Annotated in this window: 11 protein-coding genes; 3 read left to right on the forward strand and 8 right to left on the reverse strand. The window is 43.6% G+C overall.

Annotation, left to right across the window (positions count from 1 at the left end; translation table 11 throughout):
• From IGQ44_08660 to IGQ44_08680, 5 genes are all read right to left on the reverse strand, one after another.
• Window positions 1-644, reverse strand: a 644-nt coding sequence (locus IGQ44_08660) for a hypothetical protein (protein ID HIK38047.1), incomplete at its 3' end; no start/stop codon positions are given.
• 34 nt (window positions 645-678) lie between these two features.
• Window positions 679-1587, reverse strand: coding sequence for an ATP-binding protein (locus IGQ44_08665; GenBank protein ID HIK38048.1), 909 nt, complete (start codon window positions 1585-1587; stop codon window positions 679-681).
• Window positions 1588-1650: 63 nt separating this feature from the next.
• A complete protein-coding gene (locus IGQ44_08670; GenBank protein ID HIK38049.1) occupies window positions 1651-2583 on the reverse strand; it encodes a hypothetical protein in 933 nt (310 codons plus the stop codon).
• Window positions 2584-2617: 34 nt separating this feature from the next.
• The gene (locus IGQ44_08675) at window positions 2618-3610 is read right to left on the reverse strand and encodes a hypothetical protein (protein ID HIK38050.1); all 993 of its coding nucleotides are present in this window, start codon (window positions 3608-3610) and stop codon (window positions 2618-2620) included.
• A 30-nt stretch (window positions 3611-3640) separates the two neighbouring features.
• A complete protein-coding gene (locus tag IGQ44_08680) occupies window positions 3641-4537 on the reverse strand; it encodes a hypothetical protein (GenBank protein ID HIK38051.1) in 897 nt (298 codons plus the stop codon).
• A gap of 284 nt (window positions 4538-4821) precedes the next feature.
• Here IGQ44_08680 and IGQ44_08685 point away from each other — a divergent pair, with 284 nt between their 5' ends.
• From IGQ44_08685 to IGQ44_08695, 3 genes are all read left to right on the forward strand, one after another.
• Window positions 4822-5919: a transporter substrate-binding domain-containing protein gene (locus IGQ44_08685; protein HIK38052.1), complete on the forward strand. Its 1098-nt coding sequence runs from the start codon at window positions 4822-4824 to the stop codon at window positions 5917-5919.
• Window positions 5920-5947: 28 nt separating this feature from the next.
• Complete coding sequence (locus IGQ44_08690; GenBank protein HIK38053.1) at window positions 5948-7618, forward strand: hypothetical protein; 1671 nt, start codon at window positions 5948-5950, stop codon at window positions 7616-7618.
• Window positions 7619-7686: 68 nt separating this feature from the next.
• Window positions 7687-9126, forward strand: coding sequence for an FHA domain-containing protein (locus IGQ44_08695; GenBank protein HIK38054.1), 1440 nt, complete (start codon window positions 7687-7689; stop codon window positions 9124-9126).
• A gap of 16 nt (window positions 9127-9142) precedes the next feature.
• Here IGQ44_08695 and IGQ44_08700 read toward each other — a convergent pair whose 3' ends face one another.
• The 3 genes from IGQ44_08700 to IGQ44_08710 all read right to left on the reverse strand — a co-directional run.
• Complete coding sequence (locus IGQ44_08700) at window positions 9143-9745, reverse strand: hypothetical protein (protein ID HIK38055.1); 603 nt, start codon at window positions 9743-9745, stop codon at window positions 9143-9145.
• 69 nt (window positions 9746-9814) lie between these two features.
• Window positions 9815-11431, reverse strand: coding sequence for a ShlB/FhaC/HecB family hemolysin secretion/activation protein (locus tag IGQ44_08705; protein HIK38056.1), 1617 nt, complete (start codon window positions 11429-11431; stop codon window positions 9815-9817).
• Between the two features lie 81 nt (window positions 11432-11512).
• Window positions 11513-14446, reverse strand: a 2934-nt coding sequence (locus IGQ44_08710; protein HIK38057.1) for a CHAT domain-containing protein, incomplete at its 5' end; no start/stop codon positions are given.

Raw genomic sequence — 14446 nt, forward strand, 5'->3', positions numbered from 1 at the left:
ACTATCTCTCTTAACTGTTTATGTTTGTTATTAAGGGTTACCCTAAGGGTTTTTATTTTTTCCCTCAATAGTCTTTCACTGTTTTGCCAACCCACTTCAAATGCTTCTAGTTTCTCCTTTAGAAAGGGGTGAGTAGCCTTTGTCGCTTTCTCCCAAGTTTCTCCCGTCTGTCTGGTGGTTTTAACCTGGGTTTCTATTGTTTTCCTAAACTCCTCTAACTCCTGTTGAATGTCTTGAATTTTCTCAACCCAAGAAGTGATAGAGTGGGCCAAGTCATCCCCCCCTTCTTCTATTTTTTTCTCTGTCTCCTCCAGATGTTGTCTGAAATACTCACTTTTTTCTTGATAGGAGGCTATAATTTTTTCTGTATTCTCCTCTAAGAATATAACTGCATTTTTTAGCTGAGTGATGCTGTTAACATGATTATTTTTTTCCTCTCTTAGTTTGCCGGCTAAACGTAAAATTCTTTGGGCCAATTGATTAGTTGTATTAGCGGTATTTTCGTTGAGTTGATTAATACTCCCCCTAAGTTGTTGAATGGATTTTTTCACAGTAGAAAAGGAATTGAGGGAGAGGTTAGTTTGGTTACCCAAAGCCTCAACTCTGGAAATCAATTCGTCGATGAGTTGGTTGAGGGTATTCATGGTGACTGCCTCCAATCCAGGGGGGATGGGAAAACTAAATACCAACTCGGCTTAGCAACTTGGTGACTTCTTCAAAGATGCCAATGGCGCTTTTTAGTCCTATGTTTGTAGTATCCATTGCGGTAACGAGGGTGTCGGTGGTGGTGTCAACGGTATTACCGAGGTTGGTAACGGCGTCGCTGAGGGTAGTCAAGGCGTTTTCAATATCCCTTGCGGTGGAGGTTAAGTCGTCAAAGAGGTTACTAACTTCGCCGGTAAACTCGTCTAGGGTAGAGGTAGCCTCTTCTTGAGTGTGTTCTGCTTGTTGTTCTGCTGAATTACGCAGCTGTTCTGTCAATTCTTGGATTTTACTGCTAAACTGGGAAACAAGACTGTCTAGTTGGGAAAGGGCGTCTTGGGCGATTTTTTGTTGAGTTTCTTCGGTTTTGTCTTCTATTTGTTGTTGGTTGTTGGTGATAGCATTTTGGAAGTCGTTTTCCAGTTTTTCCTGTTGCCGGTTAAAAGTCTCATCCAAATCCTGTTTGATGTCTTCCACTTTGGATTTAAAGGATTCCAAAGCCTGTTTGATGGTGTTAAAGACTTCCTCTAATTGGGAAGACTTATCTTCGTTGTCTTGTTTGAGGGAGTTTATTTCATTTTTGACTTCCTCCACATGGTGACTAGCCTCCTGTTTAAGGGATTCTACGTCACTTTGGAGATTGACTAGTCCGTGTTTGAGACTCATCTTTTGGGAATCCAATTCCTGCCTGGCGGCGGAAACCTTATCTAATAAGGCTTGCGCGCGGTTTGAGAGAGTTTCCCAATTTTCCTCGAATTGTTGACTGACGGCGGCCAGTTTTTCTCTGGCTTGGGTGAGATTTGCCTCGGCAACGTCAGCGCGATTTAACAATTCTTGTAATTGAGATACTGTTTGGGCTATACTCTGTTCTAAGTCTGTAGCCATAGGTTAAACCTCCTCTGCTATTTTTCTGTTTTCTGTTTTATTTAGAGAATTAGAAAAAACAAATCAACCAAAGTCTACACCCATTTTCTCGGCGGCGGATTTCACGCCTTCGATGCCTTCTTCAATGGGGTTGATGAAGCCTTCCAATTCCTCTATCAAGTCTTTGATAACCTCAGTGACACTGCCAGTTTCCTCCTCGGCGTTGGTAATTTTTTGCACCATTTCTTCAATAGATTCTGTTACCTTTCCTACAGCCGAGGATATCAACTGTTGCAACTGTTGCTCAATTTCACTTTGAGCTTTATCCATTAAACCATTAATGCCGCCAGACATGGCAGAGGTGGTGGAGGATAATACATCCCTGAAGGAGTCACTGATATTGGTGAATTCCTCCGCCATGGTTTGGATGTCGTTGCTTATGGTTTGTTGGTGTTGATTAACCTGTTGACTGAAGTTATCCATTTCCTCTTCTAGGTTGCGGCTAGCGTTTTCTAGTTTTTCCTGGAGGGTTTCCATGGCAGAGATGACGGAAGACATGGCATTAGCCAACTCCTCCTTACTGGCTTTTAAGGCATTTTGGGCGTCGGCAAGGGCATTTTGGGCAGTATCTTCTATTTCTTCCGTGTTGGTTTTGCCTTCTTCGATGTTAGTCTTAAATTCATTCATTTTCTCCACTGCCTCTGTAATGCCGGCAATTAAAAGTTGTTGTGTTTCTTGGAGGAAGGCATTAAAGTCATTGACGTCGCTTTCAAAATTATTCACCTCCGTATTGATTTCCTCCTGGAGACTGTTAATTTCCTCTTTCATGGTGGTGAGGTTGTCTCTTATCTGAGTCATGATTTCTGCCACTTGTGATTGTTTTTCCTCCACAGTGGCAACCAACTCATCGGCTTCGGCTTCTACCTCCTCGGCGAGGGTTATAAGGCTTTCCAGTCTTTCCGGGAATTGGGTGATTAACTGAGATAACAGATTGAGACTTTCACTTAACTCACTCATATTTTCCTCCTATAAACTAAATAAACTCCAACTACTAAAAACTAAAGGCATCGAGGATGGAGTTGATGGCGGCCAGGGCTGCCTTAGCTGCTACAATACCTGGTAGAAGTGGACTGATAGCACCAGTTACTGAAGTACCTACTGTAGTAACGGTGAAACTTTCTACCATTTGGGATGCCAGGGAGGCTACGGCGTCTTCCATGGCGTTTTCAAAGGCTTCTTTCAATTCATCTTTGAGAGTCTCCCCTGCATACTCTATTGTTTTATCAAATATTTCCTGTAGACGCGTTTGTAGTTCGTCAGCTAGACTGAAATTTTCATCGCTGAAGGAGGAGAGTAAGTCTTCAAAGCTGTTAGTTAATTCCTCTAGCTGACTGGTGATTTCTGTGAGTTGTTCGCTGGTAAGATTATTACTAAACTCACTCAAAACCGATTCTAGGGAGTTTCTCAGGGTTTCCCCCACATTAGTAGTAACCTCTTCCCATTTCCCTTCAGTTTCTTCCTGGCTGTGGCTAAGATTATCTTGCAAGCCGTTGATGTCGTCTATGAGGTTGTTGAAGAATTCCGTGACGGTGTTGTTTGTTTCTTGTAGTTGACTAGTCAGATTGTCTACCGACTCCAACAGATTGTTAAAAGTTTCCCCCAATTCCGAGAAGGTGTTTTCCAGGGTTTGTTGTTGGTTGTCTATTTCTGTTTCCACCTCTTGTTTTTTGTCTGCCAGAGACTTTTGTATTTCTTCTATTTTCTGTTGAAACTGGTTTAGGGTTGACTGGAAGGAGTTTAAACCCTGCATAGTTTCACTGGCATTTTCTTCAAACTCTTCCCTGGCACTTTCAAAATCGCTGTTAGCGTTTTCTAGTATGTTTATTACCTCCTCTTCACACCGACTCAAAGACTCATTAGTGGACTCCAATTGTTGGGTAAAATCTGCCATTTGATTGTTGGCCAAATCCAGGGCCTTTAATAATTCTTCTAACTTCTCTATCGACTCGTCTATATTTTGTTCCATCACTTTAGTTTCAGCCATGATTCATACCTCCTTATTGAGTTATCTTTTTTAGCCTAAAACATCTTGAATCATGTCAAGCACCGGTTTAATTTCATCAATCAAACCGGTAATTTCATCTACCTTATCTATTATTTTCCCAATGTCACTGTCTAACAACTCGCCTGCCTCTTCTCCTGCTTCTTGGAGAAATCCCATAGCTTCCTTTAACCCTTCACTATTTCCGGTTATTTCCCCTAACAATTCTTCGGCGAATTTAGTAGCCAAACTGCTCGCCAAATCCGTGGTTTTAGAGGAGAGGTTGTCTACCACTGATTCTGCTTGTTGTGATGCTTGTTGTTGGATATTCTCAAACTCATTTTGGAGGGATTCTATTCTATTGTTTAACTCCTCTGCCAATTCCTCCATTCGTTGTAATAAATCTTCTGTTTTGTTTTGGAAACTCTCTTTTGCCTCGTCCACCTTGTTATTTAACTCATCAATTTTGCTTTGGGTATTTCCCTGTTTATTCTCGATTTCCTCCCCAAAATCCTCTATTTTTTGGTGGTATTCCTCAAACTTTGATTGGCTCGCTTCAGTGTGGTTTTGAATTTCTTGGGCTATTTCTTGTTTCTTCTGAATTAACTCTTCCAGCCTCTGCTGAAATTCCTCCACTGCTTGGCTAATACTGTCACCAATGTCACTGATTTTGTTGTCAAATTCCTCCATCACCTCGCGAGCATTTTCCAATTCATTTTCCAAGTTAGATTCTGCTTCTTCAATTTCGGCAATAATTGCTTCCCATTTGGCTTTCGATTCCTCGCCAACCTGGGACAATTTTTCGGCAATATCTGTCGCTTTTTGGACTATTTTCTCCACTTCCTCAAAGGCCTTTTCTCCTTCATTTATTAAGGCCTGAGCCCTTTCATCCACTTGTTCGATTAGAGCATTTATTTCCGCTGTAGCCATAAATTCCCCCTATTATTTTATTCAGAGGTTACCGCCTCGACTTTAACGGAATGAACTTCCCATTGTACTATTCTCCCTTTGGCGTACCAATAGATACATCACCCCTTTAATTATGCAGGGGTTATGTTTTTAGTCTCTTTAAAGTATTATTGCCGGGAGGAACTCTTGAGCCATAATAGTCCATTGTACCTCTGTTAAAAATTGAGAGGGAGAAAATTTAATAATACTGTAACATTTGGTTGATTTTTCTCTACAATTAGGTGTAGAAAGGGGGAGAATAGTTTATGCCATTCGTCTGTAGACTGTTGGGGGCATTGGGAATAGGAAGTCTACTACTGGGAGTATGGTGGGGGAATAATGCCATTTTGGCGCAGGAGGGGGGAACTAAAAAAGTAATAGTGGCGACAAAAGTATTCCCACCGTTAGTATTTGAGGAGAAGGGAAAGTATACGGGTTTTAGTATTGAGTTGTGGGAGGCGGTGGCTAAACAGTTGAATTGGGAGTGGGAGATTTATGGGGAAAAGACAGTGGATGATTTACTGGAGGCGGTAGAGAGGGGGATAGCGGATGTGGCTATAGCAGGGGTTACTATTACTGCCGAAAGGGATAAAAGGGTGGATTTTTCCTACCCCTATTTTGAATCAGGATTACAGATTTTGGTTTCAAAGAAGGGATTTTTTCCACTAGAAGGTTTTGTTTCTTTTATTTTCTCCCCTCTATTGTGGACTACTACCGCCGTTGTGTTTGTATGTGTCTTTATGGCAGCCAACATTGTATGGTGGCTAGAAAAGGAGGAAAATGCAGAGATGTTCCCTAGGGATTACAATAGAGGGATTATAGAATCTATTTGGTGGGCAGTAGTTACTTTACTTACTGTGGGTTATGGGGATAAAACGCCTAAAAGCATCCCAGGAAGGATTGTAGCCACCATTTGGATGTTTAGTAGTGTTTTGTTGATTTCTTATTTTACGGCTTCTATTACTTCGATTTTGACTGTACAACAGTTGAGTAGTAACATTAGCAGTGTAGGGGACCTTGGTGATAAACTGATAGGTACAGTAGCCAATACTTTTGCTGCTGATTACTTGAAATCTCAAAAGGTCAATTTGTTACTGTTTAACAGTATTGACGAGGCTTATACTGCCTTAGAGGAGGAGAAAGTGAGGGCGGTAGTTTATGATGCACCTGTTCTCCGTTATTATGCTATAACCAGAGGTAGGGGCAAAGTTGGGGTGGTGGGTAATGTTTTTGCTAGACAGAGTTATGGTATTGTCTTTAGACAGGGTAGTCCATACCGAGAGTTAGTCAATCAGGCATTGTTAACTATACAAGAAGACGGCACATATGAGCGTATTTATCAAAAATGGTTTGGCACACAATAGTAGGTAGTCAGAATGGGTTTTAACACATATGGGGAATAATCATCCTGTTGTTGCCGGGGAATATGAAGTTTTGGAGTTATTGGAATACTTTGACGGCGAGAGGTTTTATCTGACAAGAAAAATAGGCAACCACAAGAAGTATCTGGTGGATGAGGTTGAATTTGCCAGTCGCCATCAAGAGGAGATAGAGGCTATCCAAAAGAAGGTTGATTTGCTTGTTTCTATAGACAGGCAACAGGGCCATAATAACAGGTTTTTGAGGATATTTCAAACCAGAAATACCGACAATGGCATTGTGATAGTTTACGAGGTTATAGAAGGAGAGAGTTTACGACAAAGAATAAACAAAAATCAACTCTGGGGAGAAGAAGAAGCCATCAGGGGTTTCAAATACCTACTAGAGAGTTTAGCATCTCTTCACGCCCATGGCATCATCCATTCCCTTGTCAAACCCCAACACATTATAGTTGATGCCAAGACGGGGAATCTATTGTTTAGTAATTACGGGAAAACATCCGCGGAAAAATCCGGCTTATTGGCTACTGTTACCCTGGAAGATAAATTGTACATTCCCCCGGAGACAATTAGGGGCAAATCCTGTTTTGCCAGTGACATTTACGCCTTGGCAATGGTAATTATTTCCCTGGTGACTGGGAGGAATATACTGGATGCAGAATACCATGAGGAGGGGAAATTACAATGGGAAAAATTAGGTGACTATAGTCCTCCCTTTGTTTCCATTTTAAATCGTTGTCTTGCTCCTGTCAAAAGCCGTTACCAGAGGGTAGAAGATGTTTTAGCAGACATCCATAGTAATTTTGGTAATGGCAATTCTGGTAATAGTAATTTCGACAACCCGCCACCAGGATATACCCCCACGGAGTTAATTGATTTTGACGAAAAAGAGGGGGAAACGCCATCAACTTCTCCCATAACAATCTCAGACACTCAGTTGGTGGAATTGCCAACAAGCCAAACAATCCCACCAACGAAACCAGGTGTAGACATTCCTGCCACTGTTATACTATCACCCCAAGAGGCTACTGTAGAAGAATATAATCCCCAACCTAATGCTCTTGTATCCCCTGATGGGGGGAAATCCGTCGCTAAAAATCAATTCCCCACCACTCGTATTTTTCCGGCAGATGGTGGCAAAAAGCTGCTATTGTTTGGTTTCTTTTCCCTTATTACAGTTGTTATCATCTCCTTCATCAGCAACTATCTATACCAGAAAAAAGTAGAGTCAATAATAGAAGAGATAAACCGGCTTTATGATAAGAGAGAGTTTGAAGAGTGTAGAGTTTTGCTGAATTCGGAAAAAGTAGATTCCCTACCAGTTGCAGAAACCTTAAGGAAACAATTTCTGGGAAGATGTTTGTTAGGTTTTGCACAGGAAAAAGCCGACAAAAACCAATTAGGAGAAGCCATTAAAATAGCCCTGACTATTGATGAAGAATCCGCCGACTACGAGAGGGCAAAACAACGCATTGATGAATGGTCAGAACAAATACTATCAGAAGCTAAAAACCTTTGCCATCAACAGGGGTATTCGCCAAAGCTTGAAGAGAAACTAGCCCAAATACCGGAAAGTAGTAGCTGGAAAAAGGAAGCACTGAATTTGGCTAAAACCTGTAAAAATCAAAATAAAAAACAGGATGACGTCATTATGCTATGTCCTGGCCCTCTTTGTCCAGAATAAATAAAACTTAATGTTTTTCCGAAGAATTTGAAATATAATGGCCGTAAGGGGAATAAAGATTTTGGACCATGTATGAGGGTATTTATGCTTATTTAAGACCAGTATCTTCCTCCCAAGACAATAAGTATCTTCTTTCTACGGAAAGGGTTAATATAATTGGGAGGGCGCCCGACTGTCAAGTGGTTTTAAATGCCGAAGAGTTTATCACCGTTTCCCGTTATCATGCCCAGATAGAATTGAATTCAGAATCAGGATGGCAAATCAGTGACAAAAATAGTCGGAATGGCACTTTTGTCAATGGCGAAAAAATCACATCCCCCCGGCCACTAAAAAAAGGGGATATAATCATGTTGGGACCAAAGGGCCCCGAATTTGTGTTTGAAATAGAATACCTAAACCCCACCGTATTAGTGGAGTTGCCTCCAGAAGGGGAAAAAGAGGAAAAGACAAAAGAAACCACTTTTCCACTAAAACAAGCCACATCAGCTTCCCCGCCAACAGGGGTGGAAAGGGAATCACCCGAGAAGACTTCCCAGGTTACCCCTTTTTCAGTAGAGACTCCCCCCCCCTCCACAACAACTTTCCAAGCCACTTCTTCCACCCCGTCAGAAGAAACCAAGGAATCCCCCAACAGAAAGGCTACTACCCCCAAGGTGGAGGAAACAAAAGCCTCTACCATTCGGATAAAAATGGGGGATATCCCTGAAATAAACATTACCACAGGGAGAAGTATTTGGAATCTGTTTTCCTTCCAAGAATTGGTAACACTAGAAACCGAAATGTCGGAGATCCAAACAGTAGTTTTTGGAGGAAAATCTCAGTTAATAGGCATTGTTGGTAAGACTACAGAAGTGACATTATGGAGTCTTGCCAACAAAGAGAAAATCGCCAGTTTTACCGCCCATAAAATAGGTTTAAACGCCCTTGCTTTTAGCAGAGATGGCAAATTTTTGGCCAGCAGTGGTGGGGACAAATTGGTGAAGATTTGGGATTTGGAAACAGGGGAAGAAATTCATAGTCTAACAGGACATAAGTCTACCATAAATGCCCTGGCTTTTAGCCCGGATGGCGCATTCTTGGCCAGCAGTGGCGCAGACAAATTTATAAAACTTTGGCGTCGGGAAACGGGAGAAGAAATTGCCACTTTTTCCGGGCATAAACTGGTAGTTAATAGTCTGGCATTCAGTGGGGATGGAAGATTTTTGTACAGTGGGGGGGGTGATAAATTTATTAAGGTGTGGAATCTGGAGAATAATACTGAAGAAAAAACCCTGAAATTGGACGCCAAATCCGCCGTCAGAAACATCAGCTGCGACGAGGAAAAAAAACAAGTCGCCCTCATATTTCAGGAGAATAAAGTGAGCATTATATCAGCAGAGACTGAACAAGAAATATATGGCCTCCACTTCCCAGAGGATATGGGAAGCCTAGTAGCTATTAACAGGGAGGGAAATCTACTAGCAAGCGTGTTGCCAGAGGGGAAAATCACTGTCTGGCAGTTGTCGTAGTCACCCTGATGAGATATTATTGTGGACAGAATAAGGAGGGACAATCAGGATTAGCGGGTGTGGAGGTGTCTGATGGTCGGGGGGGTATAGGGGTAGCGGCAGTGGGAATCACAGGGGCCTTTTTTAGATAGTCTTCTATGTCTAAGAATACACTGGAACCACGCACTAGACTCCTCCCACCCACAGGATTGGCAGCCAAAAACAGATTCTGCAAAACCTCCTTGGGGTTATCTCCCCTTTCTAGGGTGATAAGCAAGCCATCCGGTAAACACTCAAACCCACCTGGTTTCCTCTCCCCTACACAAATTGCCGGCTGGTTGTTGATTGTGCCAGTGGTGATGTAACGCAATTTCCCCTCATCGGAGAATTTCTGAAACCTTCTTGTAACCTCATAACATCTTTTTTGAGGGGTCCAACCAGAACTTCTAAAATAGTCACTTTGCCATACAATAAGGGCAATCCTGCCTCTGGGGGTATCGACGACAGTAGTGGGTTTATTCTCGTGCAGAATACAGCTATACCTGTTACGAGGGGATTGTGCGGTGGCTTCCCCATTGCTTGCCATCAGTACAAGGGGAATCAAAGAAAATACAAGAGTCGAAAGTCGATAGTTTTTCATGTTTATCTCTCCTGGCTCTGAATTTCTTTAGGCTTATAGTTATAAACTGCAGGGTTTATGCCGGGGGTTTTAAAAACTGTAGTTGACACTAAAGTGGAAGCCGTCGTCTTGAATATTGTTCCCACGATCCTTTAAATCAATAAGAGGTGGGGCAATGTCCAGTCTTAAGTTCAAATTGCGTGTAGGCTGCCAAATCATCCCTAACCCCAAGGCTGCGATGAATCTTTGGTCTGGTAGTATGTTAGGATTACCGCGCACATTCCAAACCGAACCCATATTAAAAAAGGGCGCTAGCTGGAAAGCGGGCTCCAAATTTTCGTTACGGGCGAGGGTTATTCTGTCTTCGATGAGAAAACGAAAACCATTATCGCCTGTCCTCACATTCTGACGATAACCCCTCACCGAATCCCCCCCGCCAATCACAAATTGTTCCGAGGTTAGAAGAGGATCGAAGGCTATTTGTACATCTCCTTGAATTATCAAAATATTATCGGGGGATAGGACTTGTATTCGTTGGACTTGTCCCAACCAAGCCACAAAAAAGCCATCGGGAGCTCCCGGGATTACGGCTTTTGTAGCACCGAATATTCCTGTCCCCACGCGGATTTGGGAGCGTAAGCCCCAGGCGCCCGTTTTCTCTCGTAATACGTATTCTTGGCCAAAGGTGAGAACACTAGTTTCGCTAATGCCGTCTTTATCGGGTCCGATGCCGAAGGGGGTAGGGCCGAAGAAGGTAAAGGTTTGCCCGTGACGGTAGCCCAACCCGAGGGAGAGGGCTAATTCCTCCCGGGGGGTGCGGAGGACGGGCTGACGGAAGTTTATCTCATAGTACTGGGTTTCGCCACGGATGTCAAGGGGTTTAAAGGGGCCTTCTACAATTTTGTTTTCCTGTATGGACACCCGGGCGTTGATTCTACCGTCCATGGGGTTTACTGGCACGCTATAATTGAGCTCAACGCTGTAGGTGCCTGTCCAGTCTTCCACACGGGGTTGATAGGAAATAGAGAGGGTATCCCCCAAGCCCAAGGGGTTGCGATAACCCAGTCCAAAATTCACCTCCACATCTCCCACACTGGGGGGGGAGTTGTTGTTGATGCCTATATTGCCAAACAGGGGTGGGGAGGGGGTTACTTTTACTTCCAGGATGCTGCCTCTCTCCCTACTACCGGGTTTCAGGGTTGCCTGTATTTTTTCGATGAGGGGATCAGCTTTTAATAGTCTTAATTGGTCTTCTAGTTTACCAGAATTGAAGGGGGACGTGGTGCCTAGGGATACTCTTTCCCTCACGTAGTTTTCCAGACGCCCCCCTCCTTGTATTTCTATAGCTTCTATTTCCCCTTCATATACTTGGATTATTGCCGTGTTTCCCCGAATCTCCTCCAATACTGCCCTAGTGGTTATATAGCCTTCGTTTAGGTATAGTTGGGTTATTTTGCTAGCTATTTCTTCCAATTCCGTTTTACTAACATTTCTGTTTTTATACTCAGAAATCAGGGATTCTATCTCTGTTTGGAAAATGCTATTCCCTCTGACTTCTATATTGTTTATCCCAAAATTTTGTCCTATGATTTCCTGAGGTTTATCAAAAAAATTATCATTGGCCAAGGCATTATTGGGGAATAACAGAGAAGTAAATAGGCCATAGCAAAAGGCATAAATAGTGCGTATTTTAAATTTTTTTTTCATGGAAAACACCCGTTTCAAAATCCTAGGGAAATTATAGTATGAAAGAGAGATTTTGTTACGAGAAAAAAGGAGGATTAGGATTTACCAAGGATTGCCAATCATGGTAAAGGGGGCCCAATAGAAGGGGTGAGACAAGTCTTCGGGAATAAGTGCCCCTTCTGGTAACCCTTCAAGGGATATTTGTAATTGGGGGGTGATAATCTTCTTCCCATCTTCTGATTTACGCACTTTGCCCTTCAGCAGGGCTAATTGGGCTTGACGGAGGGCCTCTGCTTTAGTAGTCTGTTGTTTAAGCTGGGTGTAGAATTCTGTCATCAAGGCTAGGGTGCCAGTGTCGCTTACCTCCCAGACGCTGCCAATGGCACTTTTCACGCCGGCTTTAACGGCTAAGCCTGCAAACCCTAACTCAGCGATTTCGTCACCAAAGGCGGTTTCACAGGCGCTTAACACCATCAATTCTACTAGGGGCTTGTTTAAAGGCAATACCTCAATTTGTCTTAACCCCAAACGGGAATCATAAAGTTGAATATAGGCTTCCTCTCTCCCCGCAAATTTGCCATGAGTGCCCAGGTGGACGATTTGATGGGGTTTTTCGGTCAAATTGCGCTTAATATTATCTAAGGTGAAGTTTTGGTCAAGATACCGTTGATATTCTTCTGTTTTCTTGCCCTCCCATATTTCCTTAATCGTAGGTATTTCTACCCTTACAGCCGGCAGTGGGGAAACGTCGGGTTGGGCAAACTGAGACGCACCCATGGCGAGAAGATTAGCATCTTTGATGGGGCGATAGCGGTTGTCATTGAGGTTGAGACTGGGTGCTAGACCACTACTATATTTTTCTACCAGAAATTGTTGATTTTGAGAATCATATAGTGCCGCCACGGGGAGAAAACGGATTTCTGCCGGTAGGAAGAAGAGAAGATTAGAGATTTGTCTTTCCTTTAGTTTTCCCTCTATAGGGACAATCAACCACTGGTATAATTGACTGGCATAGGTTTTATACTCGTCACTGTCTACCAATTGGGCAGTTTCCCATAGCTTGTTGGCGGCTTCTACTACTTCCTTCCTAGTTACTGGTACTACAACCCTTACAGGTTCGCCGCGACTGGTGATAATAACCAAGTCCAGTAAATCATCATCACGGCGTTGGAAGTTGACAGTGGGTGCCAAGTCTACCTTATTTACTCCTATACGACTGTATTCTTGAGTGTTGAGGGCTTCGCGACGGACAAACTCCTCCTCTATATCCCTTGGCTGGTAACCTTTGGGGGAGAAGGAGACGTAGACAAGTGCGGGTTTTTCGGCGGCTTCCTCTTCGATGGCAGTTAGAATCTTCACAGCCTCGGCAACGGTGGCAATGGGAATAACGGGTGGTGAGGCGGCGGCAGGTGGGGGGGTGATTGTCTCTGGAGGCAGTATAGTGGTGTTTAGGTTAATGGGGGTGTTCAACAGTAGAAGACGTAGGTTACCAATCTCGGTGGTGAAGAAGTAATCACCGGGGGGGATGAAGAAGTTTGTATTAGTGATAATGCCGGCAGTGCCGTTTCTAGCAGGGTTGCCCACAGTAAAGGGTAGACGGGAAGATAATCCCAACCCCCCAGGGAATAAGTCAATAGTCACACTACCCCCTTCGCCAGCATCCACACTTACCCCCCGACTACTAAACCCAGTCACTTGGAGATTGCCTGGAGTTGAAATTTGAATGTTTCCGCTTCTAGCATTACCCCTGCTAGATACACTACCTACCTGAATGTCCCCACTACTAGTAAGATTTATATTCCCTCCACCACTAATGATATTACCAGCAGTGATGGTATTAGTGCCCCTGGCATTGAGATTTATATTCCCTCCACCAGTAGCAATATCCCCGACACTAATGGTATTGGCGTTGATGTTTATACTTGTGCCACTGCCGGCAATGTTTCTGGCTGAGAATACACCCCCAGCCTTGAAATTAACACTGTTTTGCAGGCTTATAATGCTATCTATCTGCTGACTTCCTGAGGTCTCAATATTATCCGTTCTTACAAAAAAGTTACTAGCTGTGACAGATAGACTGCCTATGTCAACTTTCCCCCCCACGAATACACTATCAGAATTGAGGGTTAAATTCCCTACACCAGTTACGTCTCGTAGTAGTCGGATGAAAGAGTTGCTGGTGAGGGTTACATCACCTCCCAGCAGCAGGGGAGTATTATAAATTTGGTCACCGGTAGTGCGGATAAGGGGGGCATTAACACTGGTGGCGGGGGAGGAGACAGTGAGGTTAGCCAAACCAGCTACACTACCTATTTCTCCTTCTAGGTTTAGACCTCTGGTGGCATTGAGTGTTAGACTGGAGGCATTAGCATTTCCCCTGTTGGCTATAGAGTTGAGGATACTGGTAACCACTTGTGGGGGGGTTAGTTGACTTATTGCCCCAGGCAAGTTTAAGTCAAAAGAGTCTACCGCCCCTATCCTGATATTGCTGCCATTGATGATGGTATTATCGTTTAGGAAAAGTTGGCCATTATACTGCTGACTGCCACTGGTGATAATTCTGGAAGTAGTTAAAAACGGCTGATACTCGGGAGGGACATTGCCGGGGAGGGGTTGTTGTAATACCCCCAGGTTGGTGAGGAGAAGATTACCTGTTGCCGTTAGGGATTCTCCCAATATATTACCTACTACCAGGGCATTGTTGGCAGAGATGTCTATTCCGCCGCCTCTTCCCAGGATTTGGCCTCCTTGGTTAATTTCTGTTACTATAGTCCCTACTGCTATATTTTGCCCCCTTAAACTAATTCTCCCCGACTGGGTTACGCCTACTGTGCCTATAGGGCCTAACACCAGGTTGCCACTACTACTTTGGATAGAGACATTGCCTCCCTGGGGCACAATAGTAGTGGGAGTGGGGTTACTGGCGGTAATTACCCCGTCTACTACTATATCCCCAGAGGCGTTAATGGTAACATCTCCTCCCCTGTTTCCTTTAGCAGTATTGATGGCACCAGTGACATCCCCGCTGCTGGGTGC

It is taken from the genome of Geminocystis sp. M7585_C2015_104 (assembly GCA_015295805.1).
Classification (GTDB): Bacteria; Cyanobacteriota; Cyanobacteriia; order Cyanobacteriales; family Cyanobacteriaceae; genus DVEF01.

What these genes read in the sequence shown, in the direction of transcription:
- IGQ44_08665 (HIK38048.1), bottom strand. Translation starts at nt 1,587, where the DNA reads ATGGCTACAGACTTAGAACAGAGTATAGCCCAAACAGTATCTCAATTA.
- IGQ44_08670 (HIK38049.1), bottom strand. Translation starts at nt 2,583, where the DNA reads ATGAGTGAGTTAAGTGAAAGTCTCAATCTGTTATCTCAGTTAATCACC.
- IGQ44_08675 (HIK38050.1), bottom strand. Translation starts at nt 3,610, where the DNA reads ATGGCTGAAACTAAAGTGATGGAACAAAATATAGACGAGTCGATAGAG.
- IGQ44_08680 (HIK38051.1), bottom strand. Translation starts at nt 4,537, where the DNA reads ATGGCTACAGCGGAAATAAATGCTCTAATCGAACAAGTGGATGAAAGG.
- IGQ44_08685 (HIK38052.1), top strand. Translation starts at nt 4,822, where the DNA reads ATGCCATTCGTCTGTAGACTGTTGGGGGCATTGGGAATAGGAAGTCTA.
- IGQ44_08690 (HIK38053.1), top strand. Translation starts at nt 5,948, where the DNA reads ATGGGGAATAATCATCCTGTTGTTGCCGGGGAATATGAAGTTTTGGAG.
- IGQ44_08695 (HIK38054.1), top strand. Translation starts at nt 7,687, where the DNA reads ATGTATGAGGGTATTTATGCTTATTTAAGACCAGTATCTTCCTCCCAA.
- IGQ44_08700 (HIK38055.1), bottom strand. Translation starts at nt 9,745, where the DNA reads ATGAAAAACTATCGACTTTCGACTCTTGTATTTTCTTTGATTCCCCTT.
- IGQ44_08705 (HIK38056.1), bottom strand. Translation starts at nt 11,431, where the DNA reads ATGAAAAAAAAATTTAAAATACGCACTATTTATGCCTTTTGCTATGGC.